Genomic DNA, 20,100 nt, shown 5'->3' on the forward strand with positions numbered 1-20,100 from the left:
TTCTCACATAACTATTAAACTCAGGTAAGTTATTAGAGGTCTTCCGACTTTTCCGACTTTTCTTACCTTTGTTTGTTTATATTTTGAAATATACTACATCTATATGTCTATTTGTCTAGTAGTCTTTGCAGAGGATGCGATAGATGATTCTTTGCAAAGAAATCATCGCCTATCTATATTTTTGAATTTTCTCTAAATTTTTTGGATAAAAGAGATTTGTTTTATAGTAATCTTCCAATACTCCTGAGGGATTACTATCGGAGTACTGACCATGATCGCACGTCCCCTAACGTCACTGGAACGGTATCTTTTACATCAATTGTGAAGCGGAATACCTTTTTTGCTCGATGACTGTTTTCTGGATCTAAAAACATCAGTATCACGTCCCAGCAGTCGCTATTAATGCGGCAGAAAGGGCTTTTTTCAACCTCAATGCTATCAAGTTGCATCCCTAGGGCAATCGCTTCAGCAAAAGTAGATGCAGCTTGGAAGGCATTAGTGGCGGCAAAGTTAAGGGCGCGCTCCCGAGCAAGTTGTCCCAAATTTCCCAATTCAAAGTAGATGCGCTGCAAAAAACTGTCTAATGAACGCTGCATGGCGACATCGGTAGCTGTGGGGATGCGATCGCGAACCATTGTAAAGGCCGAACGGACTAATTCATTGACTTGCCAACCATACATTCCCCGCGAATTTTCAATTTCGACCACAGGCAAAACCTGTCCCGAAAACAGGTCTACCGTTTTATGTTGCAAGCGCCCAGGTATGCTCACCCGCTCAATGTAATCTTCGCTGTTTTCCGCTTCCAACTGCCCCGCTAGCATTTGGATTAGAGTCTCGTAAATATCATTAGCAAACGCATTCTTAGGCTCAACCACATAGATGGGATTTAAGTCTAAGTTCAGTGTCCAGATGAGCGATTTTGCTGCCGTTGGGTTCTGATCCAGATAGTTCACCATCTGACGAGCATCATAGGGATTGGCCGGCACGATCGTGCCATCACTGGCAACAGCTGGCATCTTTTGCTTGAAGGTGTCGCGTCGCGCTTCAGTGCCAAAGTCATAGCCGATGGTTCCCAAGGCATACACTTTGTTGGAGACTGCACTGGGTGTTACAGTCGCTGAAGAAAGGGTCGTCGCTGGCGGGGCGACTGGAGCAGAGGCGGCAGCAGGGAGAACAGTGGGGAGAGAAACGGGTTGTGGGACCGGAACTGTCGCCGTTAGGATTGGTGTTGGTTCAGGGCTAGGTGCTGCTTTGAGGGGTGCAACTGGGGCGTGGATCGGTGCCGGTTCAACCAGGCCGAGGGCCAGAAGATTGGCCGTGGGCCGCGTTATAGTTGACGGCATGACCGTAGCCGGTTGCACCCCAGGCAACGATTGTCCAGTCAGGCAGTGATAAGCACCCGCAAGATTTAACCGACCCGCCAAACAGCGCTCGGGTTCTTCAACCGTTTCAGGATCGCAAGGCAGGGCGCTATTCAGCCAAGCCAACCGCACAGCTTCTGCATTCGGTTGCTCACCGCGTTGCAGTTGCAAACTCATTAATAACGCAGAGAGACCGGTCATCAGGGGAGCGGATAAACTTGTACCTTCTTGACGAGCAGGTTCATTAGTGCCTGGTTGAGCGGCTACAATGTTCTCACCTGGAGCCAGAATACCTTGGTGCTGATACTGTCCGCCCCAATTGCTATAGCTGGCAGGTTGCCCATCATCTTTCATCATGCCGACGGACAGAACATTGGGGAGAACGGCAGGAACACAAAAGCATTCCCCCTTGTCGTTGCCTGCCGGAGCCACAATTAGGATATTGTTTTCCTGGCATTGCTGGACGGCTTTCTGAATCATTTCGTGGGCAAATCCGGTTTGGGTAGGGTGGCAAGCCGCACAATGAATGATATGTACCCCCAGGTCCCGTGCCAGGTTAAAGGCATGGGCTAGACTCAGGGGGGATAGGGCTTCACCGGTTGTTGCCGTCTCAAACAGGGGAATGTTGATTGCTGTGCAGTGGGGGGCTATCCCTTCGACTGGAGAGCCCGGTTGCCCAAACATTGTGCCAAAAATACCTGTGGCGTGGAAAACCCCATTCAAACGTATTTTCACTGATTCAGGAATCGCTTCTACCAGCTCTTTTATTTCTGCTTCTAAGGCGTCAATGGCAGCGGTATGGTCAATGTTTTGGAGGGTTTTGGGCGATGGCGATGATAGTTGCTTGGCATCCCTTAACTGACGATAGTGCTCCCGCAAAGGGGCATCCATGTCTTCTAGCAAAGCATTGAAAATTTTTCTCAGTGGGCCAGTCGTGCACCCTAACTCAGAGGGTGTCACCTGAGTATTTAATTGCGATCGCGGCTCACCGTTGCCATCGGTTGGAGTCGAAAGGATAATCTCTGCATCCTGCTTTTCGCATTCCTTCATGGACTTTTTCAGCGCTTTTCGTTGCTCCGTCAGTGCTCTGATTTTGAGTTCCTGCTGAATATAGACCGGATCAATGGGCTCCAGCTCTTCTTGCCAATAGGGGTTGACTCGGCTCAAATTGGCACCTTTGAAACAGGTGCGATCAAGATCGGCAGGCCCGTCCAAAACCGCGATTTTGATGCGAGAATCTCCAAGGGTCAGCGATTGGAGGGCAGCAAATCCAGGAATAGCAGCAAAGTCAGGCATGGTAGCTTCAGGTTAAATGAGAGGTGAATGGCGTTATCAGACAGGTGAAACGTTTAGGGCAGCTCGTGATTATGTCGCTTTAATGAACCGAGACTAAACTCTCCGACAGATGCTTCTTCAATCTCATCCAGGGCGGCCACTTTACAAAATTGCTCTGAGTTCCCTGATCCGATCGCACAGGGGGCTAATTGCATCGCTGTGGCCACCAAATAAAAGGTCTGATATAGCACGCCAATATGTTTCAAAATTAAGCCGTAACCAAAACTGGGGTATTTCCAGAACAAGCGACCAAATCGGGCTGTAATGATTAACAGAACCTGGGGAATATCTTGTTGTCCCGTTGCCTTCCAGGCATCGTAAAGCAAATTTTCTACGGGAGATTGTCCATCAACAAGTAGGTGTAATGTGTGGGCGAGGGGTTGGTAATGATAGAGCCCTGCCGCCAACCCCTCACACTCATTGATGACGGGATAAATTTCTAATTCATATAAGGCTCCGCCACAGGGGTAGGGGCGCTGAGTGAATTCTTTAATATTGAGCCAATCTTTTTCCAGGGTAGAGAGTTCTTTCACCCTGGCACAGCGATATAAGAACTCTCCCAATTGATCAATCGAAATGGGCTGATCGTCATATTCTCGAAGGGACTGACGCGCCTCGATCGCCTGGGTTAGTGACATATCGTTGGCTGTCACATGGGCCAGATCAGGTTTGACTAATGAGATCACCTGATCGCCCATGGGGGGTTTGAGGGTGGGATAGCGATCGCGATCTTCAAAGAAAGGCAATTCCGCTTGGTGTGGGTCGTCTAATCGTTGCAATCGAGTTTGACGATGAAACAATAGGCTATGAAATTCCCAGTGGGTCAACGCCTTAGGTTCAGGTTCAACAATTGCCATGCCAGTGGCGATTAATAACTGTATAAAGCGTTGGGCAGTATCTAGATCAATCAGTGTCTCTGTAATCTCCTCTAAGGTCAGAGATTTATTAGGGGTAGCCAACTTTGCCACCATCGCAGCAGCTCGATAATCCCACAGAACAATCTTGGCTTTGGATAAGGGAGACTCTAGAACGAATTGCTGGTTGTCCTGATGCAAAAAAGCAAAGCGAGAAAGCGTTGGTAGTTGCCATGGCCCATCTGCACTGCCATCTGCACTACCATCTTCGAACTGGTAATTATCCGTAATTGGAATAGCCGTTACCAGGGGAAGAACAGAATGGCAGATCCAGCCCAGGCGAATCAGTTTTTGTAATTCAGGCTCAAAGGTGAGACCCGCTTCAGGCCCATCCAGTTCTACCACCTTAGCCACCAACTGGGTGAGGGTGAGTGCTGAATATTTTAGGTGCTCTAAGGCGGCCTTTAAACCCGGTTGAGGATGATCCAATGTCAGGGTCTGTTGGGGCGATCGCAAGGCAATCTGCTCGGCTTCCACCTCAAGGGTAATATCGGATCTAAAGGAGAGAGTGAAAAGATCAGCCATCTTAAAACACCATGGGCATGGGATTCATCTGCTCTTCTGCCAGCGATGCCGACAGCCAACCTAGTTTTACCGGCACATCGTATAGGCGTCCGGCCCCAAAGCGTGACCAGAAGTGGCGCAGTCCCGGCACAATAACTTTAACCACAGGTAAGCCAATGTCAGGACGAGTCTGGTTCAACACCAACATCTCTAGTCCTGCTCGTCTGACGACTTCAACACACTGCAAGACATCTTGATGAATGTCATCACTCCACTCCTGCTGATAGTCAGTGTATTGTTTGAACGGGACTTGGGGGGCAGGAGCCAGATAGGGCTGGTTGGCGATTGTTGCCTGGGTGAACCAATAGTTCAGGGCTGAGTCCGCTTCGGTGGGAGGATGCTTTTCTGGCAGGTGGCCTCCCATCTGGTTCACCTCTGTGACCGCGCGTGAGATGGCAATTTTAGGGTCGAAGTGCGCGCCATAGCCAGCAACAATGTATTCTTGATCGTCACCGGTATACCGAGAAACCGCAGCAAAGGCTGGAATGTTTAAGTCTGTTGTTAAGTCTAAGACCCACAGTTCTCGCTGGTGAGTTTTGTACCAGGCTTGCAAATCTAGTAAATAGGGGTCGTTGAAACTGGCTAAATCTACCCCCGGACGCGGTAAGCGGTTGTACCACCAGAGAGCCACGCTATCCCGTTCCGCCAATTCTAAAAAGCCCTGAAGAATGGCATCCTCTAATGTTCCACCGGCTGCATTGCCGTTGGAGTCTGCCGAACAGAAGCGCTGCCCTTTGGGTAATTTGTAGTTGTAATAACAAAATGCGGTGGGGAGATATTTATGGGTTTGTTCGGTGAGTGACCAAACAGGTGTCCAATCAATAGTTTGAGTGTTATCAAAGGGTTGAGCAATCCAATCATGCTCGACCCGTGCTGCCTGATTCAACTGCTCTCGATTTTGATATTGTCGCTCACTAAATAGCAAACATTGGTAGGGATGAATGGCGGCCCCGTCCAACTCCATAAAAGTGGCACGCATCCTGGGTTCGTCGCCCTGATAGATACCCGAATAGCGTTCAATCGCTTCACAGAATCCACTGGCTTTCGACTGGTGATCGGTTTTGCCTTTGCCACCACTTTTGTGCCGCAGCGATTGTCGCAGTTGATTCAGGCTAGCCGCCGACCCAAAGGCATGCACAGCATTGTAGGTATGCACAAAAGAATTATCCGGGGCGGATGAGCGCACCAGACTGCTGACCACGCCGGTAATCGGGCTAATCAAATGCTCATGACGGCTGACAATTTGTTCTGGGGTAAAAGCCCGATGTCCCCCATCTTGGGTGAACAACTTTTTGCGACTCGTGAGGGCAAGCGGCTGGTTAACTTGTTGACTGATGCAGTCAGCATCGCCACAAGCAGGACATTGCGGACGATGGGGTGATTGATGGGTCTTTAATGTCAGGGTGGCCTGATCCAGTGTGATCACTTTTCCGGCTAACGTCTGGATCGGTGAGTCTGTGATGCTCTGCTGCACTAGCCACTTTGCGATCTCAGTTGTCGTCAGCCCAATGGCTGTCTGCACCATCGCCGGAAACTCAGCAAATGCTACGGGTAAACACGCCTGATGATCGCTTGCGTTACCGTTCTGACCCAGCTTCCCTTTTTGCCGTAACACCGACGATTCCACCTCGCGATTGCCCCACAAGCGCTGCGCTAAGCAGGCCCAACACCCCGTTTGACCGGGATGAAAGATGGGGCCGAACCAAAGCATATTCCCCATGGGCTTGATCAACAGCCAGGGTTGCTGAGTGCTCAAGGCGTTTTGATTAATCTGTCTGAGCTCAGGCTGAAGATAATCATCCGTCAGCACAACCCATAAAGAATTCTTGGCTTCTGTTTTCCTAGCTGCCCCCGCTCCTAGGCAGTCCTTTAACTGTCGTTGTTGCACTGGAATGCCAATCGCCTGGAGAGCATCGAGCAACGGCTGAGGATTCGTTGCTCCAATCGCCGTCACCGTTACCTGGCTCTGCGGTAAGTACTCTGCCACCTGCTGAGGTTCCACACCCAACCCGCTCCAAAATGCCGCCATCTCTGGGGTTAGTTCATGGGCCGCATCCGTTAGAAAGCCTCTGTCTTGCAAGCGATCGAGCACGTAATGTATATGCTCAGGTGGTACTTGACCATCCAGTTTTTGAATCAGCTCTTCACGGGTGTGCTGTCCATTCAACAGGGGCAAAATTTGGCAGTAAAGCCCTCCCGTGAGTGCTTGGGTGGAATATTCACTCAACAGATAAACGTGTTTGGGCTCAATGATTTCTAGACGAAAATGGGGCTTGATTTGGGGGTTTTTCATGCTTCATTCAGATAGACTGAGGTGCTTGCGGCAAGAAGAAGAGTTTCCAAGGGCACTCATCGCCAGATCCGGCCCCGCAGGAAAGGGGGATCTGCCTCTGTCTTTGCTTTCTGTTGTTTTGCCATTTCTCTATACCAGTAGCCATAATCTTCCAATCCGGTGGATCGGGTTAATCGCTCCTGGGGTTCGAGCTGTAGTTTTAGGGGAACGTCTACTTCTTCATAGGTGATTTCACCCATCAGATTTCCGGGTGCTCGGTAGGTTGTTTTGTCGGAAATCTTGGCTCCAGAACCCTCATTCAATGGCCAGTAGCGGATCAATCCCAGTTCTTGACCGGTGAGGCGGTAGGACATATTGGCTTTGATTTCTGCTTGCGATCGCACCAATCGCCAGACCCGAACCTCGGTTAAATAGCCCTGGAATTTCGCATCAGCCAGGTTGGGATGGCCCCCCAGGTAGGTGCTGCCACCTGATGCGATCGCGCCACTCGCCAGCTGATTATCATTTCGTTCACCACTGAAATAGAGCTTGGTGCCATCAGCCTGGGAACCGCTGCAAACCACCGCAACGTGATACCAATTGCCCGCCGTCAGGCCAGCATTTTTGGAGGCAAGGGGCTCAGCATTGGCATTAGCTCGAAACTTAAGGTCGCCCCCTTCCAGATACAACAGAGCTTCCCCATCTGCCAGAATCACTTGCTGTCCAGTGATGCCGCTGGGGCAAATCCAAGCTTCTAGGGTGAATTGTCCCTGGGGCGACAGGGCACCGCTACCAACGGCAATTCCCTGATGATTTTGCCCCAGCTTTAAGACAGGCTGACAACTCTCGATAATAGAGAGTGGTGCGGGAGAAGTTGTGATTGGAGTGACTGGGTTAGGTGGCATAGGGGTAGGTCTTGGTGGACTGACAGGAACAGGGGCGATCGACAGACCAGCGTTAGACATCCACATGGCCCCCTGCATGGTGCCGTCGTAGGTGTCGCCAATTTTGTTGAGAATCGTGTTGCCTGCACCTCGCTGCATGGGGTAGTAGCTGATTAATCCAGCTTCAGTTCCCATTAGTGCAGAGTTCATAGACTGCCGAATTTCGGCTTGGGAACGGGCGTAATTCCAAAACTGAACTTCCGCCAACATTCCTTGATAGTGATAAGAACCAGCCGCATAGCTGCCAAATTGGGCTCTTATGGCATTGGGGATTGGGAGTGTCTTGCCCGATCCACTGTGCCACAATGCACCATTCAAATAGATTTTCATTTCGCCCGTTGCACAGTTTTTAGTAAACGCCCAATGGGACCATTTACCCTTGAACTCAGCTGGACTACTCTGCTTATTTATGCGGTCATAGGTGCTATTAACACAGCCACAATCAAAATATATAGATCCATTCCCCCAAGGTAAATGGATGTTTAGAAGGCGAGTTCCCGCCGCATCAAATGCAGCAAATAGTGAATTATTATTGGGTAAGGCATCTCCGCCGAAAGCCCAAAAGCTACAGGTGATTTCCTTACCAGAAGGAATGCTTGCCGGTGGCAATTCAACATAATCATCTATCCCATCAAACTGTAAAACCCATCTCAAAGTAGACGTTGTTGTATCAGGTTGTGTTGTCATGGCTGGTGGACTCGTGGTCTCTGGTGGACTTGTGGTGTCTGGTGGATTCGTGGTCTCTGGTGGATTCGTGGTCTCTGGCTGACGAATTGTCTCCGGTTGAGTTGTTGTGGCATCTAGCTGATGAGGGGTTCCAGCTGCGATTGGTAAGCCAGACGAAGTTGTCCAAGTGGCACCATAAATGTTGCCTTGCTTGGCATCCGTTGTCTTATCATTTGTGGTGTTGCCAACCCCTTCACTGATTGGGAAATAGGCGACTAACCCCGGTTCATTACCGGTCAGGCGGCAGGTTCCATCTGCCTGAATCTCAGCTTGAGTTCTAGCTCGATTCCAGATGCGAATCTCACTCAATTCCCCCTTAAATAGACATCCGCGATTACGATTGCGACCAAAAATATAGTCTTTAAAGCTAATGGTTAAGGCTTTCTTCCGTTGGTTAGCAATCTCACCATTAACGTAGGTAACCAAGGTCGAGCCATCATAGGTCACAGCTAAGTGCAGCCATTCTTCACTCACCTGTGTGAACAAAAGCTGAGTATTGCTGTGGAGAAACCGATAAGAGCCATTCAAGATATCTAGTTGGAAAGACCCCTTTGGCGTCGCTCCATCCCAACTATTGAACAAGGAAGAGTAGTTTCTCTGGGAGATAGTTGCAGCCTTAGCCCACAGTTCGATGGAAAAGGTTGATGTTTCCCAGGGGGCAATCGCAACGGCTACATAATCATCCTGGCCATCAAACTGTAATACTTGGGGAGACTCTGATGTTGGGGTGTTGATTGTTTTCAGCACCCACTCATTACCAACGCCCGTACTCCAGCTGGTCACGCCTTGGGTCGAATCAGGGCGATGCAGGTAATCCCCTTTCCACGACTTTAGCTTGATTTTGTTGTTATCGATCGCTTCAACCGTCCACTCGTTCCCAACGCCTGTATGCCAGGTCGTCACCCCTTGAGCCGAGTCAGGGCGATGCAGGTAATCTCCTTTCCACGACTTTAGCTTGATTTTGTTGTTATCGATCGCTTCAACGATCCATTCGTTCCCAACGCCTGTACTCCAGCTGGTAACGCCTTGAGCCGAGTCAGGGCGATGCAGGTAATCCCCTTTCCACGACTTCAGCTTGATTGTGCTATTGTTAGGCAGCGTTACTGTCGCGATCTGTGCAGAACTTTCAGCGGCCTCAGTGGGATTGAGGATAGGTAAGGCTGACTCGCTCCAGCTCGCTCCACTAATGGAGCCATGGCTTGTATTTGTAGTGTGGTCATTAGTAGTAGTACCAGACCCTTCAGCCATGGGCCAATAACCGACTAAACCTGCCTCTGTACCGGTTAGACGACGACCCATTGCTCCCTGAATCTCAGCTTGGGTGCGGGCGACCTCCCACAGTCGCACATCGGCAATGCTGCCGTGAAAGGCGTAAGTCTCATTATCATCCCGGTACATCCCAATCCGTAAATTGTTATCAGGGACGTAATCAATGCTGGAATCAACCAGGGTTTGAAGCGCTTTTTCCACACCATCCACATACACGCGCAAGCACTCGCCATCATACGTTGCAGCGATGTGATGCCATTCTTTCAAGGGCACAGTACCGGCACCGCTACTCAGGTATTCCATCTGGTGACGAGGAACTTTTACACCAAAGTAGACGCCGCTACTACCATCTAGCAATAGTCCATACCCACTTTCAGTAGACCCCGTATCAAAAACCTTAGAGACAAGTCCAGCCCATTGTCGTTGGCTTTCGATCCAGACCCAAAGTTCTAGTGTTAGATGCTTCTGGACTTTAAAGGACGGTTTCACGCCTAAATCGACACAATCACCCTGGCCATTAAAGGAAAGAACCGGTGAAAGAGCAGGAGAGTTCGAGGCTGGGGTGTTATTTGGTTGCTGGGATGAATTTACTTGAGCCATAGCGCCAAATCTCTATACTGATGAACCGCTGCTTGAGTAATAAGATAGCCACAGGGCGATCATCCTCCACTGAGGGAAAACAACGATTCGGGACTCAATTACTTTTAGTACTTAAAAAGTAGAGGAGGGTATCTATCTTCTATGGCCCCAACTAGAGCCTTTGAGTTGTTGATAAGTACGGTGTTGAAAAGCGGGTGGATCGTTATAGTTAGCGCCATGCAGCAAGTCTATCCGAATGGAGACCAGTTCCTCAATGCTGCCGTGAACAACATCCACGGTTTCGTGGGGTTGGATTAGGTCAGGACGCTTGACTGGTGATGATTGTTTGGGAAGTCTCATGGATTTAGTGTCCTTTGACTAAATTGAGATAAATCAATAATGAGAAATTAGGAAAAAAGGAGGATATGAGTTGCTCTCTTTGTACTTTTCCTAATCTTTTCAAACAGAATATGTTACTAGAAGCAGACCCTATTCAACGCCATCTCCGGCATAGGAGCAAGTGCCCAAATTCGCGTTATTAAAGCCACCCCCAGCTGCCCCAAAGAAACCAAGGGCATTGCAAATAACGATCCTGAAACAGAGAAGACCGGCACTACTAGACGGTACGATGTTTCCTTCGTTATAAGTGCATAAGGTCTCTTCAGACAATTCTGCCAGTTCTGGAGGCAGTTGACCGGTAGTGATGCGACTAATTGGGTGAGCCTGGTTGGGCATCAGGTTTTTCTTATCCATGGGTGTCTTATTCTATATTCAGGATTCGTTTGAGTCTTGAATGGCATTTGAAGAAGCTTGACGTAAAAAGGTAAAAGCTAAATGCTATTTCTAACTTCTACCTTTTCACGTCTGCCTCATGATGTTATTAGGCTCTATTCAGCATCATCTCCGTCATGAGAACAAAAACAGAACTCGGCTCTATTAAAACCACCAATGCCGAAACCAAAAACACCACCAGCAGCACAGGCGATAGAAGCACTACCGGCATTAGACGGTGTAATATCTCCTCCGTCATGGCTACATAGGGTTTCTTCAGCTAGTTCCGCCAATTCTGGAGGCAGTTGCCCTGACGTCAACCGACTGATCGGATGGGCTTGGTTAGGCATCAGATTCTTCTTGTCCATGGGAATTTCTCCTAATATTTTGCTTGATTTTAGACCCGTCTTTGAAGCAGTAAATAAACTGAACCGTTAAAAGTCAGCTATTCATTTTCTGTTTCCTTTTGCCTGCTTCGAACGGTGGGTCAGGCCGCTTCTTTGAGTAAAAGAAGACTGTTGGTATGCAAACTTTTTTTTGCGAAAAGCTGTGGATTAACCCACGCTGCCAAGCATCTCTTAAAATGCTAAGCAAAAATGAGAAAATGGCAGTAGAAACTACTCGGTGTCATCTCCCTCATAAGAGCAAAGGCCAGCACAAAACTTAGCATCATTAAAACCACCAATACCGAAACCAAAAACACCACCAGCAGCACAGCTGATATTAGAGAAACAGGAACCAGATGGTGTGATCGCTTCGTCGTGGCTGCACAAGGTCTCTTCGGCTAGTTCTGCTAGTTCTGGAGGCAATTGCCCTGTAGTCATCCGATTGATCGGGCTGGCCTGGTTAGGCATCAAGTTCTTCTTGTCCATAAGACATTTCTCCTATCATGAGTTCATTTGAGTTTCGACCCGTCTTTGAAGCAGTAAATAGACTTAATCGTTCAAAGTCTCGACTGTCAGTCTACTGTTGGCCTTTACCTACTTCAATCGGTGGGTCAGGCCGCTTCTTTGGGTGAAAGAAGACTGTTTAATAGGGTGACGACCAGGTTCTAACTTCGCCCAGTGTCACAGGAATCAAATCACTCACATCGATTGTGAAGCGGAAGATCTTCTTAGCGCGGAGGCTATTTTCAGGATCAAAGAATTTCAACTTCACATCCCAACAATCGCTATCCTGTCGACAGAAGGGACTTTTCTCCACATTGATGCTGTCCAATTCCATCCCGGTGGCCACCGCTTCAGCAAACGCAGAGGCGGCTTGAAACGCATTAGTCGCCGCAAAGTTAATGGCCCGATCCTGGGATGTGGTGCCCAGGTTACGCAGATCGTAGTAAATCCGGTTGAGGAAGCTGCCCAGGGTACGCCGCATCGCCTCTTCACTGGCACCTTCAGCCGTTGTTTGCACCGTTTCCATGGCCGCACTGACGAGGGTGTTAACTTTCCAGCCATAGATTCCCCGTGGGCTTTGGGGCACAATCAGCGGCACGACCTGGCCCGAAAATAGCTTAACGGTACGCCCCGTTAAAATACCAGGGATGCTGACCCGTTCCACATAGGATTCGCTGCTTTCAGACTGTACCTGTCCTGCCAGTAATTCCTGCAAAGCAGCATAAACATCACGACCGTAGGCCCCTTCAGGTTCGATCGCATAGACCGGTGTTAATTCAATATTCAACGTCCAGATCAGCGATCGCGCCTCCGACGGGCTCGCACCTAAGTAATCCACCATTTGCCGAGCATCGTGGGGATTCGCAGGAACCGTCACGTCTCCCGTAGTATAGGCGGGCATCAGTTGCTTAAATGAATCGCGTCTGGCTTCAGAGCCAAAGTCGTATCCGAGGGTGCCAAGGGCATAAACAAGTTGGCTATCGACCAAATCGCTCGGCGCTTGGCTGGCAGTCACAAAGTTAGACATGGAGGATTTGCGATTAGATGATTGATGAGTGGATATTTGATCAAGCGATGGCTGGGCCACCGCAACAGCGGGAATTGACGGAGTAACTGAGGTGCCAACGGGCGGAGCACTGCCCGCTGGCACCAGGTCGCGCGGTACCTCAGGGTGAGCATTTTCTCCCACTTCAGACTGAGCCCTAACCGCCATCTGTTCGTCCGGTGTACCTGATGAGCTAATCTCTTCCATTTCACCTTCTCCAGAGCTGTCTATATCTGCCCCACTACCACAGCCACAGCCAGCTGCCACAATGGTTTCGGATGGTTCTGACATTATTCCTCCTGTAAACAATTCAAATAAGCCTGCAGTGTTTAACATTCCTGCCAAACATTGATCTCCCTGTTCTGGATCGGCATGACAGGGCAATGCCGTCTGCAAAATAGCCGTCCGCACCTTTTGAGGATCAGGCGTTTCTCCTCGCTCCATCTGTAAACTGAGCAACAGCGCGGCCACACCAGCTACGATCGGTGTGGCAAAACTCGTGCCGCTCAGCTGAACGGTACCCCCGTCAGGTCTGGCTCCCAAGATATTTTCCCCAGAAGCCAAAATGCCTTGTTTCTGATAGATTTCTCCCCAGTTGCTAAACGCCATCGGTTGACCTTCGCCATCCATGGCCCCTACCGCTAAGACAGCGGGTAAGGCAGCAGGAACATGCAAACAATCGCAGCCATCATTTCCGGCGGCGGCAACAATTAAGACGTTGTTGTCTTGGCAAAGCTGCACCGCACGCTCTAACCAACCTTCCGCTTCTCCTTCATCCGTTAGTTGTCCTCCACTGATATTAATGATGTGTGCGCCAGCGTTGACCGCCTGTTCAATTGCCCGAGCCAAATCAAGCTGGGACGGGGATCGTCCGCCATCAGAAAAGACTGGAATAATTAGCCCTTTACAGCGAGGAGAAATTCCAACTACCGGACTTCCTGGCTGACCAAAAAGTACGCTAGTAACATGCGTACCGTGAAGTGACATTCGGCCATTGGAGACTACTTCATCACTCACGAGAGAAGGAAGCAACGTCAAGTCTGCCCCTTGAAAGCAAGGATGATTCAAGTCAACTTGACCATCTAAAATAGCAATACAGACTTCTGATGAGCCGAGTATTTTTTGCGGCATTACTGAAGAGCTGAAGAGTATTCAGCCTTTGGATGACAATTTATAGCGTTTCTCTATCTGATGAGAGATAGGTTTAAAGCGTAAAGGCCTGACAGCTAATGGGTTCGATGCACCTTGCGTGAGTGAAAGTCGTTATAATACAAATGCTAGAGAATCACTCACATCGTTATCTTAGCCTCAGATATTAGCGAAGTAAAGTCGGATTGTTCGGTAATTTAATCTTAAGCTAAAGGGAAAACAACACAGTGATAATGAATAGTTCGGAATTGACGGAATTGTCGCTAATAAGTTAGCTCCAACTCAGACGTTCGGCAAACTAAAGTCAGCTTGTTTGGTAAATTCACCTTAAATGAGATCAGGATGATCTCATCCCTAACAGAATAATTAATAGCATGAATTATGGATGATGCTACAAGTTTAGTCCACATCAAATGACTGCATCCTTCAATGTTTGAATGCTTTATGGCATTGGGCTATCACACTGATTAGAATCTTTGCCAGAAAGTCTCCCATTGATGATAAATTCTTTACCCATTAACGCTTGGTTCCATTTCACAATCTTATCAGCCTATAAGTAGTAAATCTTGAAAATCGCCTGAGTTTCAATTTATAGCCGACAATTCCGACTTATTTATTTTTCTTTATATTTAATCTGACTCAAACAGGCTAAATGATCGAATAATCAGGCTTTACGCTGACTGCCTTCTTAGCCTTCAATAATGTGCAGACACCTTTCCTGTGAACATGGTTTTGATGTGATACATCATGGTTTCGTTCAGGGAACGCCGATGATAATGGCTGTCTTCTATACTCCCATCAGCTCGAAAATAGCCCCCGCAAAACCAATCGTTGGCCGTCAAGCCAGGTCATAGCCCACTTTGAAGGTCAATGCTGATTACTCTCCCTGAGACACAGACACAATAAACAACGTACATGAAAGAGGATGTGTGTTTTCTCTTTTGAAATGTCGATTTTTTCCACAACCTTAAACCCATAGTCGTTTGAATAGTATTCCAGCTCCATTGCTGAAAACAAACGAAACTCAAAATAATTTTCTTTCTCCGTATCTTCTAAACTCGAAATAGCCCAAATGCGTTTACCAATTAATCGTTGTTCAAGGTCGACAAAATCAAATGTTGCTTTAGATGTTCCGGCATATTTGCCCGATGGAATATCATATGTAACATGGGTCTTGAAATTGCCTACACACAAAAAAGCATTGTAAACTCCAAGAATCAATAAAGTTCCTTCGCGGGCATGTTTGGCAAATGTTTTAAAAGCTTTTTAGATCCTTCCCAATGAAAAATTCCTGCGATTACATCAATTAAAATCCTGAGCATGGTCAGCGTATGTTTGAGCTTGCCTATGGGTAAGTCAGCCTGTGTCTGTTGTATCCCACACATACGACCTTAGCGATACAAGCTCAACCCTCACCAATATCCACTTGCGATCGCTATATCAAGTTATCGAGAAAGATTAGTTCAATGGATATTCTCTGAGGAATAAATAAGAACCTTCAATATCAGGAGTAAGCACACGATCAACATCTAAAAACGGAACTACTTGTCGATAATCATTGAAGAAAGATCGAGTTGTTCCCGATAATCTCAAATCTGGGTAGGCTTGCTGTCTCAAGTCAATCGCTTGAGCCACATGCATCATTTCAATTCCCAGAATGTAATAGTGGTTGTCAATCATTTGGTGAAAGCGCCGAACCACGCGAGGGGCATTCGTTGATGTATCCTCAATGTTCCCTGCGATTGATACCAAATCCATAGATACGGGAAGCGCTAACGATTGATTCTCTGCGGCCAAAGATGCGAAGACTTTTTGGATGGCACCATAGGCATGAAAGGTATTTTCAGTGCCTAAAAATCGACTGAGATAGGTAAAGTGCGGATCTGCCAGTTTAATGGTGCGCTGAGCCGAGGCATTGGACAAATGGCTGAGGGCGATCGCAGCCTCCTGAAACGAAATCACCCAGGGCAACGGCGAAAAGTTTCCCGTTGGAATCAAAGCGCCTGTCAGCCCGTCTTTATCCACATAATGGGACACTTCTTCAGGCCGATCCGAAGGGGCCACCACGTCTAGAACCACAGCAGGGTTATCATCTGAAGAATTGAGTTGAATCTGCACCTGGGTTGCCAACGCTGCTAGCGATCGCTCCACCGCGCCTAAGGTATAGGCTCCCGTGCGGAAACTTAGGGGATCCTGGAGGGCTCGATTTTCGGATGGCTCCCATAAATAACTATCTGCTAACAGTGTGCGAATATCCATCGCCACTGAATTGACATAGGGGAAGGGGCGGATGACATGGGTATCTTGCAGAAACGGTTCAATATTGCCATCCAAGGCTTCCAAACTCAGGACAAACAAAAGCTTATTGACTTCCAGCAACTGCCTTAAGTCTTCAATCGCCAGTGCTCCAAGGGCGGCTGAATAGGCATTGGAACTAAGAATGGAAAGCGCATCTTTACCAAAGGGGACTAGCGGTTCTAGCCCAACGGCATCCAAGGCTTGACGTGCTGGGACTTTTTGACCTCGAAAATACACATCTCCCTCGCCTATCATGGCGAGCCCGATATGGGTAATTAAGGTAATATCAGCCTCACCAACGGACCCTCGCGAAGGCGTGACAGGGGTAATATCATTGTTCAAGAAGTCTCGGTAGAGTTCTGCAACTCTAGGCTGGACACCCGTTGAGCCGAAGAGAATAGAATTGAGCCGAGTGGCCATAATGGCTCGCACCACCTCCTCGGACATTTCAGGCCCTGCACCCGCGCTGTGGGCGTAGATCAATTTACGGTTAAATTCTCTAGAGAGCTGAATCACTTCTTCACTTAAGCCACCGCTAGCATCGACAAATGCCTGATCTTTATTCAGCCCTACTCCGGCAGTCAGTCCGTAAATCTGGTGTCCACTTTCAGCCGCCAATAAGAGGATGTCATGGGAACGCTGAACGCGCGCGAATATCTCATCACTAATGGTGACCCTAGCTCCATGTCTAGCAACCTGAACCACATCCGCTGTGGTTAAATCTTGACCTGTAAGAGAGATTGTTTGGCTGCTCTGACTGAGTAGTGCGATCGCTTGTGATGTTTCTGAATTCGTTAAAGCAGGTGTATTTTCTAGATAATTTTCCAGATTCTCATTAGCACGCACACTTACTGCTGTTGAATTAAGACATAGGATTGTTAATACAGATAGACTCAGAGATTGGACTTTGATTTTCATGGTTTACCTCTGGCAATCCTTATATCAGTAGTATTGACCCTGTTCACCTGATTTGAGCTGACGAATACCGTTTTTGAGGGGTTGCTTGCTTATACAGCAGTAGCATTGAATAATCAATAGCTAAAATCGTCTATAACTTCAGTGCCCAAATTTTCTCGCTCTGCTGGCCAGTGTCAATAAAACCAGCATAAAGGGAATGATGCAGATCCTAACAGATTGGAGATATATATTTTTACAAATCAATTGTTATGAGGAATGTCAATCCTTTTAAAATACAGCACTCAATGAGTCGAAAAAACAAATGTTTGACCGACCTTTCCGTCTTTACTTTTCCTAATTACCTTGACTACGATGGGGTCAGGTAATTTCAGGAGAAATTGATATGCCTCCATCCATTATTGCCAGTACGTCACCCCCGATCATCCCCCCTCCCTTAATTCCAACTTCTGCAAGCGTAACAGCAAGTACTTCAGGGGTTTGGACTTCGGTTAAACATAAGGGAGATACGGCAAAAAGTAGACTGAGTGGAATTGCTACAAGCCAGGTCAATTGGGGGGTGCCTTATACTACAGACAATCCACAAAATCGACAAAGTGCCTATCGATTTGACGGTTTAACTCAATCAGTTCTCACCCTAGATGGGGAAGACTGTTTATTAGGGACATTTACTCATTTCAATTATACGATTACAGGGGATTATAGTATCTCCGGGGCAGTTCTTAAACTGTCTATTAATATTCAGGGCGCAGGCATAAAAGAGTTTGACGTCGTATTTCAGCATAATGAAACTCCCAATGTTCCTGGGCCTGTCCCAGATATTGTTTCCATTCCAGAAATTACGTCCCAAGAAAAAGTCACCATTCAGGGAAAAGTTTACGCACTGACCATCACTGGTTTTTTGCAGGGTGGAAAAGTCACTAGAAACTTCAAAACGGCTGAGAGTCGAGATAACAAGGCTGAAATTTATGGCAAGTTGGTATTGATTGAGGATCCATCACCAGAGATTGTGGAGCCAGTTACAGTCCCGCCCTGCTACGTCATTGTTTGTCCGCCCTGTCCCTGCCCAACACCCGTGCAGCCAATTTACATAACCGGGCAACCAACCAGTGTAATCCCAGGGAACCTAGCCCCAACGGTGATTAGTGGCGGTAAGCTAGGCCCAACAGTCATTGGCGGTGGCAACCCCAACCCAACAGTCATTGGTGGTGTTACCTCTGGTTCAACGATTATTAATGGTGGTAAAACAAACCCGACAGTAGTTGGTGGCGGTATTTCTGGTTCAACGATTATTAATGGTGGTAAAACAAACCCGACAGTAGTTGGTGGCGGTATTTCTGGTTCAACGATTATTAATGGTGGTAGCAGGACAGGCCCAACGGTCATTGGTGGCGGTACAACAGTCATTGGTGGCGGTACTACAACTGGGACAACAATAACCGGGAGTGGTGGACGTCCTGGAACAGGTTTTCCGGGTGGAGTAGTAACAGGGCCAACGGTCATTGGTGGTGGCACAGGAACGGTTACACAACAAATATCGTCTACCGTATTCTCTATCAGCAGCCTTGGGGTTTGGTTAAATGTCCTAGAATCTGCACCTGGCTACACCTATTTGAACGGGCTTGGGACTAATCAGATTAGCTGGGGAAATCCTGGTTCTCAAGGTAACCAAAGCGCTTATACCTTTGAAGGTATCGCAGCGATGTCCATTGCTTTAGATGGTACTTACTTTACCTTAGGAACATTTAGCCACTACAACTATCCTATCTATGGTTATGGTATTCGCTCTGCCATCTTGAAGTTGATAGTTAAAATCAACGGTGTTGATGTCAATTTCAATTTCCAATTCAACCACAATGAGGTGCCTAATAATGGCATCAATGGAACCTGCCCTCTAACGCCTAACTTTTCTCCACCTTGTCCTGATGTTGTTTCAATTAGCAATAATTACTCTCAAGAGACAGTGACCATCAATGGTAGACAATACGCTTTATGTATTGTTGGCTTTTCCCAAAACAATCAAATTGAGAGCAAATTTATCACTTTGGAGAATCAGGTGAATGTTGCTCAACTTCTGTGCCAGTTTGTGGAAGTGAATACCCCTTCTGCTGCTGTTAGCGCTAACTAATACTGCTGCTGTATTTTTTTATTGCCATCATGTCTAAAACAATGCTTATTTCTGAGAGTAAGCAGATCTTAACTGCGAGCTTAAAACTATACGTCGCCCCTACTGGCTCTGACGAAACGGGGCAAGGGACCGACACTAACCCGTTTGCAACCATTGATTATGCTGTTGTTTGGGCCAATAGAAATTATGACTTTAGCCAAAACTTTGATCTCATCATTGTGGTTGAACCAGGAACCTATGATGCGGTTCAAATCTATGGTCATGATGCACGACAGGTAGAAATTATTGGCTCTCCTACTAATCCTGATGTCGTGAAAATCATGCCCATACGGGAAGATGCTGACTTCGGGCTGGCGATAAGCTATGCTTCTTCTGTGATTGTTAAAGGGTTAGATTTAGCTTCTGTTAATGTCACAGGTTTTTCAGATCTTGAGATAGAAAATTGCCACCTATCTCCATCATCATCATCATCGCCTTCGCTCGTCTTTTGTAGTAACCATAGCTCAATCAGCATTGAAACGGCCTTGGTTAAAGCAGGACGCATCGGCAATGAACAAAAAAGCTCATGTTATGAATGTGAACTGCATTCTCATATTGAAGTCGCTGAAGTTGACTATGAAACGACTGTTGACTGTGGGATTTTTTGTGATGCGCGATTTTTTGCCTCTATTAGCCTAGAGGCAGATATGGACACAAAGAATAATGTCAAGGCCGCGCGCCTGGGTCGTGCCATTGCTCAAAGTGTCATCTGTGATTCAGATTTCTTCCCTGAGCGATCAGAGCAACAAAACCTGGTCAAATTGGGAGGTCAAGTTGGACAGTTTCAAGATATTTGAATCTAGAATTTTCCAACTCTGACATCTGAGAAATATAGTTGAACACCTTTGTTATTCGTTGAGGAGAAAATTATTCCTATGGGTTGTCGTAGAAGAAGTCCTCG

At 47.5% G+C, this 20,100-nt stretch carries 13 protein-coding genes; 2 read left to right on the plus strand and 11 right to left on the minus strand.

From position 1 onward, the window contains the following. Positions 1 to 254: 254 nt before the first annotated feature. The 11 genes from SPB21_RS27095 to SPB21_RS27145 form a co-directional block, all read right to left on the minus strand. Positions 255 to 2,657, minus strand: a complete 2,403-nt coding sequence (locus SPB21_RS27095; protein WP_499868173.1) for a S8 family peptidase — start codon at positions 2,655 to 2,657, stop codon at positions 255 to 257. Positions 2,658 to 2,710: 53 nt separating this feature from the next. Then, entirely contained in the window at positions 2,711 to 4,135 is a 1,425-nt protein-coding gene (locus SPB21_RS27100; RefSeq protein WP_499868175.1) for a SagB family peptide dehydrogenase, read from the minus strand. 1 nt (position 4,136) lies between these two features. After that, complete coding sequence (locus SPB21_RS27105) at positions 4,137 to 6,467, minus strand: TOMM precursor leader peptide-binding protein (protein ID WP_499868176.1); 2,331 nt, start codon at positions 6,465 to 6,467, stop codon at positions 4,137 to 4,139. Between the two features lie 56 nt (positions 6,468 to 6,523). Next, the gene (locus tag SPB21_RS27110; protein WP_499868177.1) at positions 6,524 to 9,985 is read right to left on the minus strand and encodes a LamG-like jellyroll fold domain-containing protein; all 3,462 of its coding nucleotides are present in this window, start codon (positions 9,983 to 9,985) and stop codon (positions 6,524 to 6,526) included. 132 nt (positions 9,986 to 10,117) lie between these two features. Then, positions 10,118 to 10,324, minus strand: coding sequence for a cyanobactin biosynthesis system PatB/AcyB/McaB family protein (locus SPB21_RS27115; protein ID WP_163697922.1), 207 nt, complete (start codon positions 10,322 to 10,324; stop codon positions 10,118 to 10,120). 129 nt (positions 10,325 to 10,453) lie between these two features. After that, the gene (locus SPB21_RS27120; protein ID WP_490794239.1) at positions 10,454 to 10,717 is read right to left on the minus strand and encodes a DUF5837 family cyanobactin class RiPP; all 264 of its coding nucleotides are present in this window, start codon (positions 10,715 to 10,717) and stop codon (positions 10,454 to 10,456) included. Positions 10,718 to 10,851: 134 nt separating this feature from the next. Beyond that, entirely contained in the window at positions 10,852 to 11,103 is a 252-nt protein-coding gene (locus SPB21_RS27125) for a DUF5837 family cyanobactin class RiPP (protein ID WP_499868178.1), read from the minus strand. Positions 11,104 to 11,352: 249 nt separating this feature from the next. Further along, positions 11,353 to 11,607 (minus strand): DUF5837 family cyanobactin class RiPP, encoded by a 255-nt coding sequence (locus SPB21_RS27130; RefSeq protein ID WP_163697929.1) that lies wholly within the window; start codon positions 11,605 to 11,607, stop codon positions 11,353 to 11,355. 157 nt (positions 11,608 to 11,764) lie between these two features. Further along, positions 11,765 to 13,801 (minus strand): S8 family peptidase, encoded by a 2,037-nt coding sequence (locus SPB21_RS27135; RefSeq protein ID WP_499868179.1) that lies wholly within the window; start codon positions 13,799 to 13,801, stop codon positions 11,765 to 11,767. 885 nt (positions 13,802 to 14,686) lie between these two features. Further along, positions 14,687 to 15,040, minus strand: a complete 354-nt coding sequence (locus tag SPB21_RS27140) for a hypothetical protein (RefSeq protein WP_499868180.1) — start codon at positions 15,038 to 15,040, stop codon at positions 14,687 to 14,689. Positions 15,041 to 15,277: 237 nt separating this feature from the next. Beyond that, positions 15,278 to 17,035, minus strand: coding sequence for an HAL/PAL/TAL family ammonia-lyase (locus SPB21_RS27145; protein WP_499868182.1), 1,758 nt, complete (start codon positions 17,033 to 17,035; stop codon positions 15,278 to 15,280). Positions 17,036 to 17,417: 382 nt separating this feature from the next. Here SPB21_RS27145 and SPB21_RS27150 point away from each other — a divergent pair, with 382 nt between their 5' ends. Together SPB21_RS27150 and SPB21_RS27155 are read left to right on the plus strand one after the other, a co-directional pair. After that, complete coding sequence (locus tag SPB21_RS27150) at positions 17,418 to 19,160, plus strand: choice-of-anchor K domain-containing protein (protein WP_499868184.1); 1,743 nt, start codon at positions 17,418 to 17,420, stop codon at positions 19,158 to 19,160. Between the two features lie 29 nt (positions 19,161 to 19,189). Continuing rightward, on the plus strand, positions 19,190 to 19,996 hold the full coding sequence (locus SPB21_RS27155) for an acetylornithine aminotransferase (protein ID WP_499868185.1): 807 nt from the start codon (positions 19,190 to 19,192) through the stop codon (positions 19,994 to 19,996). The last annotated feature ends 104 nt before the right edge of the window (positions 19,997 to 20,100 follow it).

Source organism: Leptothoe sp. ISB3NOV94-8A, assembly GCF_043421595.1.
GTDB classification, from domain to species: Bacteria; Cyanobacteriota; Cyanobacteriia; order Phormidesmidales; family Phormidesmidaceae; genus Leptothoe; species Leptothoe turfae.

Bases quoted from the DNA above. Each gene is read 5' to 3' on its own strand.
- SPB21_RS27115 (WP_163697922.1), bottom strand. From the start codon at position 10,324: ATGAGACTTCCCAAACAATCATCACCAGTCAAGCGTCCTGACCTAATC.
- SPB21_RS27145 (WP_499868182.1), bottom strand. From the start codon at position 17,035: ATGAAAATCAAAGTCCAATCTCTGAGTCTATCTGTATTAACAATCCTA.
- SPB21_RS27130 (WP_163697929.1), bottom strand. From the start codon at position 11,607: ATGGACAAGAAGAACTTGATGCCTAACCAGGCCAGCCCGATCAATCGG.
- SPB21_RS27120 (WP_490794239.1), bottom strand. From the start codon at position 10,717: ATGGATAAGAAAAACCTGATGCCCAACCAGGCTCACCCAATTAGTCGC.
- SPB21_RS27155 (WP_499868185.1), top strand. From the start codon at position 19,190: ATGTCTAAAACAATGCTTATTTCTGAGAGTAAGCAGATCTTAACTGCG.
- SPB21_RS27150 (WP_499868184.1), top strand. From the start codon at position 17,418: ATGCCTCCATCCATTATTGCCAGTACGTCACCCCCGATCATCCCCCCT.
- SPB21_RS27095 (WP_499868173.1), bottom strand. From the start codon at position 2,657: ATGCCTGACTTTGCTGCTATTCCTGGATTTGCTGCCCTCCAATCGCTG.
- SPB21_RS27125 (WP_499868178.1), bottom strand. From the start codon at position 11,103: ATGGACAAGAAGAATCTGATGCCTAACCAAGCCCATCCGATCAGTCGG.
- SPB21_RS27110 (WP_499868177.1), bottom strand. From the start codon at position 9,985: ATGGCTCAAGTAAATTCATCCCAGCAACCAAATAACACCCCAGCCTCG.
- SPB21_RS27100 (WP_499868175.1), bottom strand. From the start codon at position 4,135: ATGGCTGATCTTTTCACTCTCTCCTTTAGATCCGATATTACCCTTGAG.
- SPB21_RS27105 (WP_499868176.1), bottom strand. From the start codon at position 6,467: ATGAAAAACCCCCAAATCAAGCCCCATTTTCGTCTAGAAATCATTGAG.
- SPB21_RS27135 (WP_499868179.1), bottom strand. From the start codon at position 13,801: ATGCCGCAAAAAATACTCGGCTCATCAGAAGTCTGTATTGCTATTTTA.